Consider the following 18,422-nt stretch of genomic DNA (forward strand, 5'->3'; position numbering starts at 1 on the left):
CTCATTCTTGACAAAATCAGTGACTTGTCAAGAATGAGAAACAAATCAGCGCAGTGCGTGGCGCGCTGCGCCTACGATGCTCGCCGCATCCACGCCGAAGAACCGGCGCAGCGCCGCACGCGTGTCGCTGCGGCCGAAGCCGTCGGTGCCCAGCGTGAGGTAGTGCCGGCCTTCGGGCAGGAAGGCGCGCACGCTCTCGGGCACGGCGCGCACATAGTCGGTCGCGGCAATCACCGGCCCCCTGCCGCCCGCTAGCTGCCGTGCGATGAAGGGTGTGCCCGGCGCCGCATCGCCGGCCAGCGCACGCGCCTCGCAAGCCCGGCCGTCGCGCGCGAGCTCGCTCCAGCTCGTGACGCTGAAGACCTCGGCCTCGATGCCTTCCGCGGCCAGCAGCTGCGCCGCCTTGATCACCTCGGTCAGGATCGCGCCGGAGCCGAGCAGCGTCACTTTGGCTGACGCGCGCTCCGGGCCCGCGAAGCGATAGCAGCCGCGCAGCACATCGGCCTCCGCGCCTGCCGGCAGGTCGGGCTGGGCGTAGTTCTCGTTCATCAGCGTGACGTAATAGAACACGTCCTTCTGCAGGGCCATCATCTCGCGGATGCCGGCATCGACGATCACCGCCATCTCGCCCGCGAACGCCGGGTCGTAGGCCTTGCAGTTCGGGACGGTGGCGGCGATCAGGTGGCTCGATCCGTCCTGGTGCTGCAGCCCCTCGCCGCCGAGCGTGGTGCGCCCCGAGGTCGCGCCGAGCAGGAAGCCGCGCGAGCGCTGGTCGGCCGCGGCCCAGATCTGGTCGCCCACGCGCTGGAAGCCGAACATCGAGTAGTAGATGTAGAAGGGCAGCATCGCCAGGCCATGCACGCTGTAGCTGGTGGCCGCCGCGGTCCAGCTCGCGATGGCGCCGGCTTCGCTGATGCCCTCCTCGAGGATCTGGCCGTCGGTCGCCTCGCGATAGGAGAGCACCGAGCCGATGTCTTCCGGCGCATAGCGCTGGCCCACGCTCGAATAGATGCCGACCTGCTTGAACAGGTTGGCCATGCCGAAGGTGCGCGCCTCGTCGGCCACGATGGGCACGATGCGCGGGCCCAGCGTCTGGTCCTTCATGAGGTTGCCCAGCATGCGCACGAAGGCCATGGTGGTGCTCATCTCCTTGCCGGCGGCGGCGATCGCGAACTGCGCGTAGGCCGCGATTTCCGGCTTGGCGACCGGCTCGCACGCGGTCTCGCGCTTGGGCATGCTGCCGCCGAGTGCGGCGCGCTTCTCGCGCAGATAGCGCATCTCGGGGCTGTCCTCGGCCGGCTTGTAGAAGGCGGCCTGCGCGGCCTGCTCGTCGGTGAGCGGCAGATCGAAGCGGTTGCGGAACTCGAGCAGGTCGTGCTCGTCCAGCTTCTTCTGCGAGTGCGTGGTCATCTTGCCCTGCCCCGCGCTTCCCATGCCGTAGCCCTTCTTGGTGTGGGCCAGGATCACCGTCGGCTGGCCGCGGTGCGCGGCGGCGGCTGCATAGGCGGCATGGATCTTCACCAGGTCGTGGCCGCCGCGCTTGAGACGATCGATCTGCTCGTCGGTCATGCCTTCCGCGAGGCGCGCGAGCTCCTCGTTCTGGCCGAAGAAGGTGTCGCGGTTGTAGCGCCCGTCCTTGGCCGCGAAGGTCTGCATCTGGCCGTCCACCGTGTTGGCGAAGGCGCGCGCCAGCGCGCCGCCGCTGTCGCGCGCGAACAGGCCGTCCCAGTCGCTGCCCCACACCAGCTTGATCACGTTCCAGCCGGCGCCGGCGAAGAGTTTTTCGAGCTCGTCGATGATGCGGCCGTTGCCGCGCACCGGGCCGTCGAGGCGCTGCAGGTTGCAGTTGACCACCCACACGAGGTTGTCGAGCTTCTCGCGCGCAGCGAGCGTGAGCGCGCTCATCGATTCGGGCTCGTCCATCTCGCCGTCGCCGAACACACCCCACACTTTCCGTCCCTCGCAATCGAGCAGGTTGCGGTGCGTGAGGTAGCGCATGAAGCGCGCGTGGTAGATCGAGCTGATCGGACCGATGCCCATCGAGCCGGTCGGGAACTGCCAGAAGTCCGGCATCAGGTACGGGTGCGGATAGCTGGAAAGGCCGCGTGCGCCGTGGGCGGGCGCCGTGAGTTCCTGGCGATAGTGCCGGAGATCCTCCTCGCTCAAGCGCCCTTCGAGAAAGGCACGCGCGTAGACGCCCGGCGCGCTGTGCGGCTGGAAGAACACGAGGTCGCCGCGCTGCTTCTCGTCGCGCGCATGGAAGAAATGATTGAAGCCGGTCTCGAACAGGTCGGCCGCACTCGCATAGCTCGCGATGTGGCCGCCGAGCTCGCCATAGGCCTGGTTGGCGCGCACCACCATCGCGAGCGCGTTCCATCGCATCAGCGAAGCCAGCCGCTCTTCGATCGCGAGGTCGCCCGGGAACGCGGGCTGCGCCTCGACCGCGATGGTGTTGACGTAGGGCGTCGACAGCTCGGGCTGCCAGCCGATGCGCTGCGTACGTGCGATGCGCGCGAGTTCGTCGAGCATCCAGCGCGCGCGTTCCGGCCCGTGCGCCTCGGCCAGCGAGGCGAAGGCCTCGCGCCATTCGGCGGTTTCGACCGGGTCGGGATCGTTCAAGGGCATGTCGATCAGTGCGCGCAGCTGACCGGAAGAAATCGGGGCGTTCATGAACCGCACTTTAGGCCGCCTCCGATGGAATGGGCTGCCGTTCCAGCGGCTCTTTCAAGGTTATCACGGCATAGAATGCCGCCATTCAGCCACTTTGAAGCATTTCATGCAACTGGACGCGATCGACCTGCGCATCCTGGACGAGCTGCAGCGCGACGGCGCACTCTCGAACGTGGAGCTCGCGCGACGCGTGCACCTCTCGCCCTCGCCTTGCCTCGCGCGCGTGAAGGCGCTCGAAACGGGCGGCGTGATCCAGCGCTACGTGGCGCTGGCCAACGCGGCCGTGCTGGGGCTCGGGCTCAACGTGTTCATTTCGATCAGCCTCAAGACGCAAAGCAAGAAGTCGCTGGCCGACTTCGAACAGCGCATCGCCGAGCACGACGAGGTGATGGAGTGCTACCTGATGACCGGCGACAGCGACTACCTGATCCGCGTGGCGCTGCCCGACATCGGGGCGCTCGAGAAATTCATCCTCGAGCAGCTGACGCCCATTGCGGGCATCGAGAAGATCCGCTCGAGCTTTGCGCTCAAGCAGGTGCGCTACAAAACGGCGCTGCCGCTGCCGGCAGCGCCGTCCTGAATCGCTCGGGCCTTACAAGCCGATCAGACCGCCGTCGTTCTTCGTGATCACGACCGTGGCCGAGCGCGGGCGCGCATTGCCGCCTTCCGGCCAGTGGCTGCCGAAGAGCGCCGGGTTGCCGATGTTCGCTGCCGCCGTGGTCTCGCCCGGGTGCTGGATGTTGACGAACAGCGAGCGGCCGTCGCCCGATTCGGCGATGCCGGTGATCTCGCAGTCCTTCGGGCCGACGAGGAAGCGGCGCAGGCCGTCGGTGCCCGGCGCCTTGCCGACGAAGGTGGCCTGCGTGCGCGTGGTCGCGCCGTCGACGTTGGTGATGGTCTTGGCAGCGCCGTCGCCCACCTTGCCGGGCACGGCGCCCAGCAGCATGCAGTTGGTGACGTCGGTGTAGGCGCCGTCGTCGGTCTCCAGCCACAGCAAGCCGCTGGTCACGCTGCTGAACCACAGGCCGTCGGGGCTCGAGAAGTCGTTGTCGGCGACCAGGCCCGAGAGGTTGACGTCCGCCGAAGCCGTGGCGCGCGCGCCGAACAGGTACACGTCCCACTTGAAGCTCAGGGCCGCCGGGTCGGCGCCGTCGTCCGCAAAGCGCACGATGTGGCCGTTGGGATTGCCGGTCTGCGCCGTTGCGGCCACGCCCTTGGGGTCGTTGTAGAAGCGCGGGTTGGCCGCATCGGTGGCCGTGATGGGACGCGAGGCGGCGTTGGTGTTGGTGAGGGTCACATAGACCTCGCCGGTCTTCGGATTGACGGCCGTCCACTCGGGGCGGTCCATCTTGGTGGCGCCGGCCGCATCGGCCGCGAGGCGCACGTTGATCACCACGTCGGCCGCGTCGGCGAAGGCGTAGGCGGGATTGCTCGCCGTGATGCCGTTGACGCCGAGCTTGAGCTCCAGCCACACGCCCGTGCCGTCGGCATTGAACTTGGCGACGTAGAGCTTGCCGTCGTCCATGTACTTGTCGCCGGCCGCCAGGCCGCCGTTGATGTCGGCCGCATCCCAGGCCTTGGTCGACACAAACTTGTAGATGTACTCGTTGCGCGAATCGTCGCCCATGTACCAGACCAGGGGCTTGCCGGCCACCACCGGGCCGAGGCAGGCGCCTTCGTGGCCCATGCGGCCGAGCGCGGTGCGCTTCTTCGGCGTGCTGCCGGGCGTGAAGGGATCGATCTCGACCACCCAGCCGTAGGTGTTGGCGCCGTTGCGGTAGTCGTCCGTGGCGGTGGCGCCGGTGACCTGGGCATTCCAGCGGCCGTAGATGTTGTCGGCCGTGTCGGGCGTGACGGTGGACCAGAGTTCGCGACCGGTGCCGGCGACGCCGTAGCGCGTGAAGGCGGCGATCTCCTTGGCGCTGCGGCTGGGGTTGTCGGTCGCGGTGATGCGGCGGAAGTAGCCGGCCCAGTTCTCTTCGCAGGTCAGGTAGGTGCCCCAGGGCGTGGTGCCGTTGGCGCAGTTGTTGAGCGTGCCGCGGGTCTTGCTGCCGTCGGCGCTGAACTTGGTCTTCAGGTAGTCGGCGTTCGCAGCCGGGCCCGAGAAAGTCATCTCGGTCAGCGTGTGGACGCGACGGTTGAAGCTCGAGTCCTGCTTGTAGCTCCAGCTGCTCGCGCCCTTGTTGACCTCGATCACGCTCACGCCGTGCAGGAAGAACTCGCGCTGCACTTCGTCGGCGACGCTGCGGACGGCGGCGTTGCCGGTGCCGACGATGGTCTGGCCGGTGGGATGCAGGAACAGCGGCGTGATGGCTTCGTGGTTCATCGCGAGCAGGCCGCGCGAGGCATTGGCCGGGTCCCACTTGTTCGAAGCATTGATGCCGAAGAAGGTCATGCCGTCATGGTGGTCGCCGGCGCGCTTGTCGTAGGTGGCCGGCGCATCGGTGCCGTCGTTCGCATAGGCAGGCACGCCGGCCGCGATCGGATCGCCGAGGCGGTACAGCACGGTGGCGGTATAGCCGGGCGGCACGCTGACCACGTCGTCCAGGCTCTTGGCGACGGCCGTGAAGCCCAGCTTGGGTGCGGCCGGCGCCGGTGCGGGCGCAGGGGCCGGAGCGGGTGCCGGCGCAGCCGGCAGCACCGGGAAACCGCCGCCGCTGCCGCCACCGCCGCAGGCTTGCAACAGCGCGGCGCCGGCGGTGCCGACGCCCAGGCCGAACAGATGGCGACGGCTCAGGCGCGACGCGATCAGGTCGTTGAAGGAGGGGTTGGGGCTTGAGTTGTGGCCGATGTCGTCGGGGTCGATCGCAGCGATTTCGTTATGGGTCTTGGCGGTCATTCGCAGAACTTTCAGTGGGGACTGGTTGTAGAAAAACTCAGCCCGGTACGCTAAAAGTTCAATGTGACGCCCGGAAGTCAGGCATGGGTCAGATCCGCGACGCGCGGCCTCCTCCGCCGCCGGCGGTCGTTCTCTCAGCGCGCGTGCTGCAGCAGGCGCGCCGCCGTCTCGTACATCGCGGCGTTGTTGAAGGCCGCGAGCCCGGCCGTCAGCAGCGCGATGCACGCGGCGACAGGGCCCGGCAGCGAACGCGCGGCAAACACCGCGAGCGCCATCAAGAGCGGCAGGAAGTGCGCGGCGTAGAGAAAAGTCTCCTCGCCGTAGATCAGATGCAGCGCAACCTGCGCCGCCAGCGTGAGCCCGAGGACCTTGCCGAAGGCATGCCACTGCGGCGAACGCACGAGCCCGTGCACGCCGGCCGCCAGCAGCAGGGTCCACAGGCCGAGCGCGAGCATGCCGGCCCAGCTGCCCGAACCGGGCGCGCTCAGCTGCACCGTGAGCCAGTTCAGCTTGGGCGCTTCGGAGGCCTTGGCCAGCAGCACTTCGGGCACGCTGATCGGATGCCAGAACATGCCGGCGAGCTTGTGCAGCACGGTGCCCGACTGCTCCAGGTTCACGTAGTCCGTCTCTTCCCGGCTGCCGAGAAAGAAGAACTTGGCGAAGCGGTAGAGGAAGCGCTGCGCCACCGAGACGACGGCGACGACCACGAAAGCGATCGCGCTGATGGCGAACGCACGCCGCCAGGGCCGCTGGACCACGGCCAGCGCCAGCCCCACGACCCAGTTGGTGACCGTGATGCTGAGGCTCGCGATGCTGGCGGCGATCAGCAGGCGGTCGCTCACCGGCCGATGCACCGCCAGCGCCGCGACCAGCAGCACCCACAGCAGGGTCAGCGATCCGACGCTGAAGGTCTCAGGCACCGAGAACCAGAACTGGAAGCCGGCGCTTGCGATGGCCAGCAGGGAAAAGCCGAGCGCAACGAAGCGGCCGGTGCCGAGCAACCGGCACAGCGCATAGAAAGAGATCACCCACAGCGCCGCCACCAGCGCCGCGAAACGCATCGCCACCTGCAGATCGCTGCCCGGCCACAGCACGCGCAGGCCGGCGACCAGCGGATGGATGAGGATCGAGGCGATCGGATGGACCTTGGTGCGGTAGTGGTTGCTCTGCGAATCCACCATGTTGGCCAGCGCGCGCGGCAGGTCGGCCTGGAACCAGGCGTCGAGGCCCTCGGGCTTGAAGAGCTGCGGCGGCAATTGGCGCGACAGCGCCGCCAGCAGCATCAGGGCCAGCGCCGCGAGCAAGGCGGCGAGCAGCGCATCCCAGGCTAGGCTGCGTGTCGTCGTGGATGGGGTCACATTCAGCCTGCCATCCATAGCGCGACGGCGCCGATCGCCACGGCCAGCCGGCTGACCCAATCGCGCGCGGCGAAGACCACCGGGTCGTCGTGCAGCACGCCGCGGATCGCCTTGAGCCAGATGCGCATGGTCCAGAACAGGAAGACCGGGATCAGCACCCAAAGATATTGGGGGTTCTCGTAGCGCGCCACCATCTGCTGGTCGTGCAGGTAGAGGCCCAGCAGCAGGGCCGCCATCTGCCCGGCTGCGACGCCGGTGCACAGCACGAAAGGCGCATCGGTGGCCACGTAGCCGCGGTTGCGCTTCATCTGGCGCACCTCGGCGGGCGGGCCGGTCAACTCGACATAGCGCTTGGCCAGCGCCAGGCTCAGGAAGATGAAAAGCGAGAACGAGAGGATCCAGAAGGACAGCGGCTGCCCGGTGGCCGCCGTGCCGGCCGCCACCCGGATCGTGTAAAGGGCGGCCAGCGAGAACACGTCGACCACCGCACGGCGCTTGAGATGCAGCGAGTAGGCGGTGGTCAGCGCCATGTAGAGCAGCAGCACGCCCACGAAGGCATCCGGCAGCAGCGCGAGCGACAGCGCGAGCGAGCTCGCACACAGAAGGCCTGTCATGACCAGGCCCGCCGGCACCGAGATCTCCCCGGCGGCGAAGGGCCGCGTACGCTTGCGGTGATGCCGCCGGTCCGTTTCGAGGTCGAGCAGATCGTTGAGCACGTAGATGCCCGAGGCCATGAGGCCGAAGGCCAGGAAGGCGAGCGCAGCGTTGACGACCAGCGACTGCGTGAGATCGTGCAGCACCGGCATCAGCGGCAGGAAGATCAGCAGGTTCTTGAGCCACTGATGCAAACGGGCGCCGTACAGATAGCGCTTGAAGGAGGTGCGCGGCGGCACGATCCGTGCCTCGATCGTGGTCGCGCCGGCCGCGCGCCGGGCCAGCGATTCGGAGCGGCTGACCACCACCGCGGCCTCGGCGCCGCGCCAGACCGCGAGGTCCACGCTGCGATCGCCTGCATAACTGAAGGCGCGGCCGCCGGCGTCGGCCTCGATCGCCGCCAGCTTGCCCGCGCCGCGCAGGTTGCGCTCGCCGTCGGAGGCGAGCACCGCATCGAAAAGGTCCAGGTGCCGCGCCACCGCGTGCGCGAGCTTGGCGTCGCTTGCCGTGGCCAGCACCGTGCGGCGGCCGGCGGCGCGCGCGCTGCGCACCAACTCGATCACCTCGGGCCGGTAGGGCAGGGTCGTGACATCGACGGTGGCGCGCTGCGCCACCTCGTCCTTGAACGCCGCCTTGCCGCGCAGCAGCCACAGCGGAAGGGAGAGCAGCGAGAGCGGCGAAGCGCGCACCAGCTGCAGCAGGGATTCGTGCAGCAGGTCGGTGGCGATCAGCGTGCCATCGAGATCGACGTAGAGCGGGCGCATGGTATTGAGGCCTGTCATCAGGACCCTAGCTCCGGCCCAGCACCACGACGCCCGCCATGATGATGGCGATGCCCAACACCCGGCCGGCGGTCAGCGGCTCGCCGAACAGCTGCCACGCGAGCAGGGCCGCGATCACGTAGCCCATCGACAGCATGGGATAGGCGACGGTCACGTCCACGCGCGTCAGTGCGAGGATCCACAGCCCTGCGCTGAGGAAATAGCAGACCAGGCCGAGCAGGATCCACGGCTGCGTGGCCGCGTTCCATGCGGCCGCCATCAGCGAGGCGCCGCTGCCCATGGCCACCGTGCCCAGCGTCTTGGCACCGGCCTTGAGCATCAGCTGCGCCGCCGAGTTGAGCAGCACGCCCGCGAAGATGATCGAAAAGGTCTGGAGATTCATGAAGATCCTTGCCCGTCGAAGGCAAGGATCATGCCCTGGCACCCGTTACTTCGGCCACAAGACCCACAAACGCAGAGGCTGATTCACGCGCGCGGCCAGGCGCCCCGCTTCGGCGCCGGTGCCGGCGAAGTAGTCGGCGCGCACTGCGCCGACGATCGCGCTGCCCGTGTCCTGCGCGACCACCAGCTTCGCGAGCGGCACCACCGGCCCGGGCGAGGCAAGCCAGACCGGCGTGCCGTAAGGGATGCTCTCGCGGTCGACCGCGATCGAGCGCCCGGCCGTGAGCGGCACACCCTGCGCACCGACCGGGCCGGAGGCCGCATCGGTCTCGGAAAGCGGCTCCTCGCGGAAGAACACGTAGCGCGGATTGCTCCACAGCAGTTGCGACAGGCGCTGCGGGTTCTGCGCCACCCACTGCTTGGTGTCGTCCGGCCACAGACTGACTTTCGTCGCGCCCTGGCTCAGGAGCCATTGCTGAACGCTCTTGTACGGCTGCTCGTTGGTGGCCGCGAAGGCCACGCGCACGGTGCGCTGGGAGCCGTCGGCCTCGGTGATGCGCAGCCGCCCCGAGCCCTGGATGTGCAGCATCAGCACGTCGATCGGATCGGCCAGCCAGGCGATCTCGCGGCCGCGCAGTGCGGCCTGGGCCTGCGGCAGGGTGTCGATCTCCTGCCGCGTGTACCAGGGACGGCGCGCCACCAGACCGGCGGGCGCCTGGTAGAGCGGCACGGTGTGGGTGGCGGTCGGCCGCCGCGAAGCGTCGAACACCGGCTCGTAATAGCTCGTGAGCTTGCCTTCGTTCTGGCCGCCCGCGAGCGATTCGACGCGGTAGGGCTGCAGCCTCTGCTGCATCCATTCGCGCTGTTCATCAGTCTCGGCGAGCGCCAGCTGGCGCACCTCGCGGCACAGCGGCGCGAAGGCCGCGTTGGGGCGCGCGCAATTCGCGATCAGTGCACCCCAGCCTTCATGCAGCGCGTCGTCGCCGAAGCCCGGCAGCTCGGACCAGGACACGGGCACCCAGCGGCTCTTGGGATGCGCGAGCGATCCGGTGAGCGGTCCCAGCTCGCGCTGCGCGCTGGTGCCCGGCACGGCCGCGGGCGTTGTCGCTGCTTCGGGCTGCAAGGTGCCGACCGAACAGCCGGCGAGCGTTGCTACGATCGCGAGCCCGACCAGCCACTGGAGTCCTTTTGTCATGGGTTTGATTTTGCTTGAAGCGCTGGGCGCCGGAATCGTGCTGGTGCTGATCGTCTGGTGGACCATGTTCTCAGGGCGCAAGCGCGGCGAAATGCACGATGCGGGTGATTCTGAAAAAGAGTCTTCGTCCGACGAGCCACCGCCGGGGGGCTCCACATAATTCCTCCTCGCTGAATCCAGCGTCTAAAAGGAATTCATATGAAAAAACTCGTACTCGCCACCACCGCAGCCGCCCTCGTGCTCTCGGGCTGCGCCGGCATGAGCGACACCCAGCGCAATACGGGCATCGGTGCCGGCATCGGCGCCCTTGGCGGCGCGGTCATCGGATCGGCAACCGGCGGCGACAGCCGCGCCATCGGCACGGGCGCTGCGGTCGGTGCGGCCGCAGGCGCGCTGGGCGGCTATCTCTGGTCGCAACGCATGGAAGCGCAGAAGCGCGAGATGCAGGCCGCCACGCAGGGCACCGGCATCGCCGTCACCCAGACCCCCAACAACGAGCTCAAGCTCGCGATCCCGAGCGACGTCTCTTTCGACACCGGCCGCTCTGCCATCAAGCCGAACTTCGCGCCGATCCTCAACCAGTTCGCCAACGGCCTGCGCAACAACCCGAACGCCGAGGTCCGCATCATCGGCCACACCGACAGCACCGGCACCGACGCGATCAACAACCCGCTGTCGGTCGACCGCGCCGCCAGCACGCGCGACTACCTGATCGCGCGCGGCGTGCCGCAGCAGGCCTTCCGCATCGAAGGCCGCGGCTCGCGCGAACCGGTCGCCGACAACAACAGCGATGCCGGCCGGGCGCAGAACCGGCGCGTTGAGATCTATGTGGGCGAACGCCCGCAAGGCTAAGGGCGCAGGAGGTTGGCCAGTTCCACGGCCGACTTGACTTCCATCTTCTCGAACACGCGCGCACGGTGGACCTCCACCGTGCGCACGCTGATGGAGAGCTGCTCGGCGATCAGCTTGTTGGGCAGGCCCTCGACCACGCGCCGCATCACCTCGCGCTCGCGCTCGGTCAGTTCCTCGACACGGCGCATCAGGAGGCGCCGCGCGCGCTGCGCCTCGATGGCGCGCAACGAGGCGCCGAGCGCATGCTCGATGCGGTCGACCAGCGCGTTGTCGGAAAAGGGCTTCTCGCAGAAATCGAAGGCGCCGCGCTTCACCGCGTCCACCGCCGTGGGCACGTCGGCATGGCCGGTCAGGAAGATGACTGGCATGACTTCCAGCAGGCCGCGCTCGGCCAGCCGGTCGAACAGCACCAGCCCGCTGGTGCCGGGCATCCGCACGTCGAGCAGCAGGCAGTGCGGCTGATCGGCCAGCGGCTCCTCCATCAAACGCAATTCGAAGGCTTCGGCACTCGCGAAATGTTCGCTCACCAGCCGGCGCGAACGCAGCAGCCAGGCCAGCGCCTCGCGCACGCTGGCGTCGTCGTCGACGATGAAGATGAGGGCATCGATCAAGGGTTGCATCAGGAAAGGTCCATCGACTGATTCAGGCCGCAGGCAAAGTGAATCGGAACACCGTGCCGCGGGGCCGTTGCGGCTCGAACACCAGCGCGCCGCCGTGCTGCTCGACCACCGTGCGGCAAAGGCTGAGGCCCAGGCCCATGCCGTCGGGCCGCGTGGTGAAGAAGGGCGTGAAGAGGTGCTGCGCCACCTCTTCGCTGATGCCGCAGCCGAGGTCGGCCACCGAGAATTCGATCCAGCGCCGCGTGTCGGCCTTGTCGCCGGCATCGCTGGCTTCGCCGACCGCGCGGGCGCGTGCCGCGCGCAGGCGCAGCACGCGGTCGCTGAGCTCCGGCAGGTCCATGGCCTGCATCGCGTTGCGCGCCAGGTTCAGGAGCACCTGCTCGACCAGCGTGCGATCGCACTGCACCCGCGGCAGGCGCTCCTCGAAGCTGACCTCGACGCGCACCGCGAGCTTGCGCGCCTGCAGCCGCACCAGCGGCAGCACCGCATCGAGCAAGGCCTGCGGCGCGACGGCCTCGCGCGTGCGGTCGCGCCGGCGCACGAAGTCGTGCACGCTGCGGATCACCTTGCCGGCGCGGTCGGCCTGCTCGGCGATGCGGCGCACCGCCATCGCGACTTCGCCATGGTCGCTGCCCTGCTGCGCCTGGCCCGCACCGTGCAGCAGGTTGAGCGAGCCGCTCGCATAGCTCGCGATCGCCGCCAGCGGCTGCGTGAGCTCATGGCTCAGCAGCGAGGCCATCTCACCGACGGTGGCCAGCCGCGCGCTGGCCTGCAGGCGCTCCTGGCTGGCGCGCGAGAGTTCCTCGATGCGCCGCTGCTCGCTGAGGTCGATGGAGGCGCTCATCCAGCCGGTCTGGGCGCCCTGCGCGTTGATCAGCGGCGCCTCGAAGATCAGCACCGGGAAGCGGGTGCCGTCCTTGCGCATGAAGACCGATTCGAAACCTTCGCGCGGCGGCGGCCCACCGGTCAGCCGCGCGGCCTGGCGCCGGCGGTACTCGTGCGCCAGCTCGGTCGGCCAGTACGGCGCCTCGCCGGCATGGTTCAGCAGCTCCTCGGCGCTGAAGCCCACCATTTCGCAGAAGGCGGGGTTCACGTAGGTGATCCGCCCCTGCAGGTCACGCGCGCGCAGGCCGGTGATGACCGAGTCTTCCATCGCCTTGCGGAAGGCCAGCGCGTCGGCGAGGTCGCGTTCGGCGCGCTGCCGCCGGCGCGTGTCGCGCGCCAGCAGGACCAGCACCGACACCAGCGCGATCGAGATCGCGGTGACCAGCGCGGTCAGCAGATTGGGAAAGAGATCGGGCGCGGCACGCCAGCCGTCGACGCGCAGCATCAGGGTGGTACCGGGCAGGTCCACGAGCTGCTGCGAAGTGAACACGCGCGTGCCCAGGCGGCGCGCCGCGCCGACGGCCACCAGGCGGGTGCCGTCGGCCTCGGTGAAGGCAACCTCCTGGCCGCGCGTCAGCGTCGGCGCGACCAGTTCGACCAGCGTGTCGCGCAGCGAATAGGTGGCCACCAGGTAGCCGCCGCCGTCGACCGGCAGACACAGCTCCATCACCTCGAGGCCGCCGCTCGGCACGAAGGGGACGTAGTGGCTCGGCGAGTAGGCCGGCGCGCCCAGCTTGCGTGCGGCGGCGCAGGCGAGCGCGACGTCGGACTGGTCCACGCTGCGGCTCGATTCCTCGAACACGCGCCGGCGGTAGGGCGTGTCGACGGCGGCCAGCGGGCGCAGCGCGGCGTCGCGCCACTCGAGCCTGAGCCACTCGCGGTGCTCGCGCAGCAGCGCCGCGGCTTCGATGGGCCAGTGCTCCCGGTCCATGCCGCTGGCCTGGGAGGCGCGCAGGCTTTGCGCGTTGCGCTGCAGGCCGCTGCGCAGGTCGGACACCGCATCGGCGGTGTCGCGATCCAGCGCGGTCTGGACCTGCTCGACTTCGTGGCGACCCGCCAGCCACACCACGGTGACCAGCAGCGCCAGCACCAGAACGGCCAGCAGCACCCAGAGGAACCAGCGCCGCCAGACGGAGCGCAGGAAGCGCAGCCACGCGAAGGCGTGGCGAAGGGTGCGGGCGGCGGGCAGCGTGGTCGACGACACCGTTCGGAAGCTCAGAGCACGCAATGCGAGAGCGCGGGCAGCTGCGCGCGTGCGCGTTCGATCTGCTGCGCGTCGACTTCGAAGAGCACCACGCCTTCGTCGACGGCGCGCTCGGCCACCACCGTGCCCCAGGGGTCCACCACCATCGACTGGCCCCAGGTCTGGCGCCCGTTCTCGTGCGTGCCGCCCTGTGCCGGCGCGACCACCCAGGCCAGGTTCTCGATCGCGCGGGCGCGCAGCAGCACCTCCCAGTGCGCGGCGCCGGTGGTGCGCGTGAAGGCGCTGGGCACCAGCAGCAGTTCGGCGCCCTGGCGCGCGAGCGCGCGGTAGAGCTCGGGAAAGCGCAGGTCGTAGCACACGCTCATGCCGATGCGCCAGCGGTGGCCGTCGCGCGAGGGCAGATCGAAGCAGACGGGTTGCGCGCCGGGCGCGATCACGCGGCGCTCGTCGTAGCGCTCGCGGCCGTTGTCGAAGAAGAACAGGTGGATCTTGTCGTAGCGGGCCACGCGCTCGCCGTCCGGCGCGTAGGCGAGCGAGCTGTTGAACACATGGGTCTCGTCGCCGCTCTCGAGCGGCAGCGTGCCGCCGACGATCCACAGGCCGAACGCGCGCGCCGCGTCCGCCAGGAAGCCCTGCACCGTGCCGGCGCCGGCGGTCTCGCGCAACGCCAGCTTGTCGGTGTCGCGCGCGCCCATCATGCAGAAGTACTCGGGCAATACGGCGAGCTCGGCGCCGGCGGCGGCGGCTTCGCCCAGCAGCGCGTGGGCGCGCGCCAGGTTGGCTTCGCGGGCGATGGCCGACACCATCTGGATGGCTGCGACTTTCATGTGCGGATCTCCGTTGTTCTTCCTCTTTCAGCGCGGCGCGGGCGCCACCGGCGCGCTCAAGGCTTCGGGCAGCGGCCGGCGCGGCACCTTGGCGATTTTCGGGTCGGCCCAGGTGCCGTCGATCTGGAACTCCTGCGTGGCGGCCGCGATCAGCGGCCGGCTCAGCACCATCTGCGCAAGGAAAGTGCCCAGGCCGATCGCGGGGTTGATGGCGGTGGCCACCAGCGCCGCGGTGCCGGCATTGATCTCGGGCACCACCACCACGCGCAGCTTCTGCGTTTCGCGCGCGATGTCGGCCGAGCCGTCCATCAGCACGGCGGCGTTGACCCCCTTCATCTGCAGATTGTTGGTGCTGGCCACGCCCTGGCTGATCTTGGCGTCGCCGCGCACGAAATCGAAAGCGAAGCCCTGGCTGAACACATCGCGGAAGTCGAGCGTAAGGCGCCGTGGCAGCGCCTGCAGGCTCATCACGCCGAGCAGCTTGGCGATGCCCGGATCGGCCTTGAGGAACTGACCCTGTTCGACATCGACCTGCAGCTGCCCGCCCAGGCTCGGGTAGTCGAGCGAGAAGGGCGAGCCGCTCCAGTGGACCTCGCCCTCGAGCCGGCCGCGGCCGCGCCGCACCACGTCTTTCATGCCGAAGCGCCCGAGCAGCTCGCCGGCGTCGGCGATCTCGAGCTTGAAGTCCATGGTGGTGCGGCGCTGCTCGCCGCGTCCGCGTGCGGCCGTGCTGCCCGGCACCGCGGCCCAGCTGCCCTGGGCCGTGAAGGTGGCTTCGGGCATGCTGAAAGCCAGCTTGTTGAGCCGCCATTCGCGGACCGCGCCGCCGCGGTTCACCGCGTCGATCTCGGCGCGGCCGAGGCGCCGGCCCAGGAGCTCGAAGTCGTCGACCACGATGTCGAGCGCCGGCAGCGTGCCGGGCTGCTCGTCGAGCAGCGACTCGACCGCGGTGGCCTCGCTGGGCGCGATCTTGAGACGAGCGAGCCGCGCATGCAGGCGCCCGGCCTGCGCGCTGCGGTACTCCGCATAGCCGCTCAACTCGGTGGCATCGATGTTGGCGCGCCACAGCGCGCCGTCGCGCGTGCCGCCCATCACCACGCTGTGCAGCGTGCGGCCGCCGACCGCGAGCTCCTTCGCGCGCACCGCGAGGATGGTGGGCAAGTAGGCGGACGCGTCGTCGGCAGCGGCGTCGCTGCCGGTCGCCTCTGCCGGCTTGCCGGTGGTTTCGCTGAAGAGCGCCTGCCAGGCCGGCACGTCGATGCGCGCGAGCTGGATGTTCGCAAGCACGCCGCGCTCCGGCGCCGCCGCGGATTCGCCCGCGGCCAGGCCGATGCCGATGCCGCCGCGCAGCACGCGCGGCTCGCTGCCGGAGATGTCGCGCACGTAGGAGGCCGATCCGACGCGGCCCAGTTCGATCGAGAGCCGGTCCTGCAGCAGCGCCGCAGCGCCGGGGCGTGCCTCGCGCAGAACGACCTTCTTCTCGATCGAAAGCGGCATCGCCTCGTCGGCCGGCTTGGCCAGCGGTGCGGGCAGCTGCAGCGCGAGGCCCTGAAGGCTGCTGACGAAGGAGAACTCGGAGGCGCCCTCGCGCACCGTGAACGAGGCCGTGTAGGGCGTGCTGCCGCTGGTGTTTTTCGCCAGGCGCGCGAGCCAGTCGACCTCGCGCGCCGCGCGCAGGCCGTCGGCGGTGGCCGTGCCCTGGGCGCGCAGGCTGAGCTCGTTGGCGGCGCCGGCATAGCGGCCGGCGCCCTCGATGCGCAGCGCCCCGCCCATCGCGCGGGCCTGCACGCCGGCCAGCGAGAAGCCGCTTTCGGTGAAGCTCAGCGTGCCGCGCGCCTGGGTGAGTGGCGGCATCTCGGGGGCGATCTGGAGCTCGTTGTCGGCCAGGGCGACGCTGGCCTGCACTTTCGCCTTGTCCATCGCGGCGAGCGGCAGTTCCAGGCGCAGGCGGTAGTCGGCGTTGCCGGTGGCGCGCGCGTGCGCCAGCGTCGGCCCGGCCTCGCCCGCGAGCGGTGATCCGGCGCGCAGCAGTTCGCCGAGCGGGCCCTTGGCCTGGGCGTCGACCTTGAGCAGCGGTGCGAGATGTGCCATGTCCGCGATCTGGGCCTCGGCCTTGGCGATCTCGATGCCGGGCGCGCCGACGACGCGCCCGCGCGCGTTGCGCACCAGCATGCCGGCGCGCTCGAAGACCAGTTCGCCCGAGAGGCCGTTGAGCGCGGGCCATACCTTCGCCTCGCCCGCCGCAGGCGGCACGTAGGCGTAAGTGACGTCGGCCACGCGCGCGGCGATGCGGAAGTCGCCGTGCCGCGGGTCGGTGAAGGGCATGTCCCACAGGTCGCCCTTGACCTTGAAATCGACCACGCTGGCGCTGCCCTTGGTGACCGCGTCGCGCACGTAGTCGCGCGTGTGCTTGGGGATGTGCAGCGGCAGGTAGCGGAACACGCGGGTGCCGTCGGCGCGGTTGAGCTTGCCCTGCAGATCGAGCACGCCCGGAAAGCGCGAGCGCCCGCGCGAGACGGCCGGGTCGCTGGTGCGCCAGCTGGCCTGCGCCTCGCCCTCGGCGTCGGCGTTGGCGAACTTCAGGTTGGCGAGCTGCAGCTGGGTCTTCTCGCCGTCGACCTTCCAGGTGAGCTGGGTGGACAGCTGATCGATCGAAATCATCGGATCCTCGAACACGCCCGGAAACTCGAGCGCGCCGTTCGCGATCGAGAACGCGGCGCTGCCGCCGGCCTGGCTGGCATCGAAGTCGATGGTCGCGCCGCGCAGGCCGGGCGCGCCGACCGGCGGCAGTGGCTGCGTCGGCGCGGCAGCGGCGGAACGCGGTGCCGCGGGAACAGCGGCCCTCGGCGTGCCGGGCTGCGAGGCGACGCCGAAGCCGCTGACCCGGCCGCGCGCCTGGTATTTGTCTGGCGCGCCGAGCGAGCCCTGCCAGTTCGCGTCGATGCGCTCGACCAGGCCGCGCGGCTCCAGGCCGCCGATGAGCTTGTGCGTCGCCTCGCCGAGCGGCAGGCGATCCGCGATCAGCGCCAGCGCCGCGAGATCGAGCCGGTCGGCACGCAAGGCGCCGCGTTCGGACGTGCGGCCCTTCGCCGGCGTGTGCTGGAACCACAGGTTGCCGCCCGGCCAGCGCATGCCATCGGCCGTATCGAACTGCAGATTCGTGGTGGAGAACTCCAGGGTCTCGTCGGTCATGCGGCCGGCCAGGCGCCCGGTGACGGCGCGCAGCACCAGCGGCTGGAGCCCCTTGCCGAGCGAGGTGTCGACGCGCGTCAGCGCCAGGTCGACGGCGCCGCCGATGACCTTGCCCTCGTTGACATCGGCCCAGACGCGCAGGGCGCCGTTGCCCTCGCGGATGCGGGCGTCGAGCGCCACGTACTGGCCGAGGCGCGTGGCGTCGATGTGCGGCAGCTCGGCATAGACCTGGCCGTGCCAGCTCTGCCACTTGCCGCTGCGCACGGACAGCAGCGGCTGGCGGAATTGGCCGCGCAGCGTGAAGCGCTCGCCCCAGCCGGCCGGCGGCGTGGCGTCGAGCCGCATCGCATGGCGGCGGCTGCTGTTGCGGGCCACGAACTGCACGTCGGTCAAAAGCAGCGGCGCGGCGCCGCGGCGCTCGTCGGTCCAGCGCACGGTGCCGCCCTTGATCACGAATTCCCTCTGAGCGAAGAACCAGTCGGCCCCGCGGCCTTCGCCGGTGGTGTCGGTCGACATGTCGAGGCCGGCCACGTGCAGCTTGCCGAGCACGTCCAGCCGCACCTCCAGCTGCGGCTGCTCGATATAGAGCTGCTCGAAGCTCAGGCGCCAGAGCGAGCGCGGCGAGACGCTGGCCACCACGCGCGCGAGGCGCAGCGCCTCGCGCTGGCGCTCGTCGAGCAGCACCACGTCGCGCAGCTCGAAGCTCGGGAACAGGCTGCCGGACTGGGCCGTGATCGAACCGATGCGCACCGGCACGCCCATGGCCTTGCTGGCCTGCGCTTCGAGCGCGCCACGGTAGTCGCCGATTCGCGGCACAATCCAGACGTGTAGGACTACGACTGACAGCGCAAGCAGCAGCCATGCACCTATCAGCAAACCCAACAACCAGTGCGCCGTCACAGCGGTGATCTTGAGAAGCAGACGTGAAGGGGAAGACGTCGTGTCGTTCATTGAGGATCGCGC

The 18,422-nt window shown here is 69.7% G+C and carries 13 protein-coding genes; 3 read left to right on the plus strand and 10 right to left on the minus strand.

Translation table 11 applies throughout. The features are described 5' to 3' along the window. Positions 1-45: 45 nt before the first annotated feature. On the minus strand, positions 46-2,670 hold the full coding sequence (gene mdeB, locus ACSQ9A_RS27340; protein WP_436305997.1) for an alpha-ketoglutarate dehydrogenase: 2,625 nt from the start codon (positions 2,668-2,670) through the stop codon (positions 46-48). A 106-nt stretch (positions 2,671-2,776) separates the two neighbouring features. Between mdeB and ACSQ9A_RS27345 the strand changes: the two genes are divergently transcribed. Beyond that, positions 2,777-3,250 carry an Lrp/AsnC family transcriptional regulator gene (locus ACSQ9A_RS27345; protein WP_093108597.1) on the plus strand — a complete coding sequence of 158 codons (474 nt, stop codon included), beginning with the start codon at positions 2,777-2,779 and terminating at the stop codon, positions 3,248-3,250. A 12-nt stretch (positions 3,251-3,262) separates the two neighbouring features. Here ACSQ9A_RS27345 and ACSQ9A_RS27350 read toward each other — a convergent pair whose 3' ends face one another. The 5 genes from ACSQ9A_RS27350 to mltA all read right to left on the minus strand — a co-directional run bounded on the left by ACSQ9A_RS27350 (position 3,263) and on the right by mltA (position 9,879). Next, a complete protein-coding gene (locus tag ACSQ9A_RS27350; RefSeq protein WP_436305998.1) occupies positions 3,263-5,509 on the minus strand; it encodes a PhoX family protein in 2,247 nt (748 codons plus the stop codon). Positions 5,510-5,643: 134 nt separating this feature from the next. Next, positions 5,644-6,867 (minus strand): hypothetical protein, encoded by a 1,224-nt coding sequence (locus ACSQ9A_RS27355; protein ID WP_436305999.1) that lies wholly within the window; start codon positions 6,865-6,867, stop codon positions 5,644-5,646. A gap of 2 nt (positions 6,868-6,869) precedes the next feature. Beyond that, positions 6,870-8,303: a UbiA family prenyltransferase gene (locus ACSQ9A_RS27360; RefSeq protein WP_436306000.1), complete on the minus strand. Its 1,434-nt coding sequence runs from the start codon at positions 8,301-8,303 to the stop codon at positions 6,870-6,872. A 7-nt stretch (positions 8,304-8,310) separates the two neighbouring features. Continuing rightward, on the minus strand, positions 8,311-8,685 hold the full coding sequence (locus ACSQ9A_RS27365; RefSeq protein WP_093108594.1) for an SMR family transporter: 375 nt from the start codon (positions 8,683-8,685) through the stop codon (positions 8,311-8,313). A 45-nt stretch (positions 8,686-8,730) separates the two neighbouring features. Further along, the gene (gene mltA / locus ACSQ9A_RS27370) at positions 8,731-9,879 is read right to left on the minus strand and encodes a murein transglycosylase A (RefSeq protein ID WP_436306001.1); all 1,149 of its coding nucleotides are present in this window, start codon (positions 9,877-9,879) and stop codon (positions 8,731-8,733) included. Here mltA and ACSQ9A_RS27375 point away from each other — a divergent pair. Together ACSQ9A_RS27375 and ACSQ9A_RS27380 are read left to right on the plus strand one after the other, a co-directional pair. Then, entirely contained in the window at positions 9,878-10,039 is a 162-nt protein-coding gene (locus ACSQ9A_RS27375; protein WP_185878812.1) for a hypothetical protein, read from the plus strand. The genes mltA and ACSQ9A_RS27375 overlap by 2 nt on opposite strands. A 38-nt stretch (positions 10,040-10,077) precedes the next feature. Further along, positions 10,078-10,731 (plus strand): OmpA family protein, encoded by a 654-nt coding sequence (locus tag ACSQ9A_RS27380; protein ID WP_093108592.1) that lies wholly within the window; start codon positions 10,078-10,080, stop codon positions 10,729-10,731. On the opposite strand, the gene ACSQ9A_RS27385 is transcribed toward ACSQ9A_RS27380, so the two are convergent. The 4 genes from ACSQ9A_RS27385 to ACSQ9A_RS27400 are packed head-to-tail and all read right to left on the minus strand — an operon-like array spanning position 10,728 to position 18,410. Then, positions 10,728-11,351, minus strand: a complete 624-nt coding sequence (locus tag ACSQ9A_RS27385) for a response regulator transcription factor (RefSeq protein WP_436292027.1) — start codon at positions 11,349-11,351, stop codon at positions 10,728-10,730. The two genes, ACSQ9A_RS27380 and ACSQ9A_RS27385, sit on opposite strands and share 4 nt — an antisense overlap. Before the next feature lie 22 nt (positions 11,352-11,373). Next, the gene (locus ACSQ9A_RS27390) at positions 11,374-13,425 is read right to left on the minus strand and encodes a two-component system sensor histidine kinase NtrB (RefSeq protein ID WP_436292203.1); all 2,052 of its coding nucleotides are present in this window, start codon (positions 13,423-13,425) and stop codon (positions 11,374-11,376) included. 26 nt (positions 13,426-13,451) lie between these two features. After that, a complete protein-coding gene (locus ACSQ9A_RS27395) occupies positions 13,452-14,267 on the minus strand; it encodes a carbon-nitrogen hydrolase family protein (protein ID WP_436306002.1) in 816 nt (271 codons plus the stop codon). A gap of 27 nt (positions 14,268-14,294) precedes the next feature. Next, entirely contained in the window at positions 14,295-18,410 is a 4,116-nt protein-coding gene (locus ACSQ9A_RS27400) for a YhdP family protein (RefSeq protein WP_436306003.1), read from the minus strand. Positions 18,411-18,422: the final 12 nt, after the last annotated feature.

The organism is Variovorax sp. LjRoot290, assembly GCF_964253985.1.
Classification (GTDB): domain Bacteria; phylum Pseudomonadota; class Gammaproteobacteria; order Burkholderiales; family Burkholderiaceae_C; genus Variovorax.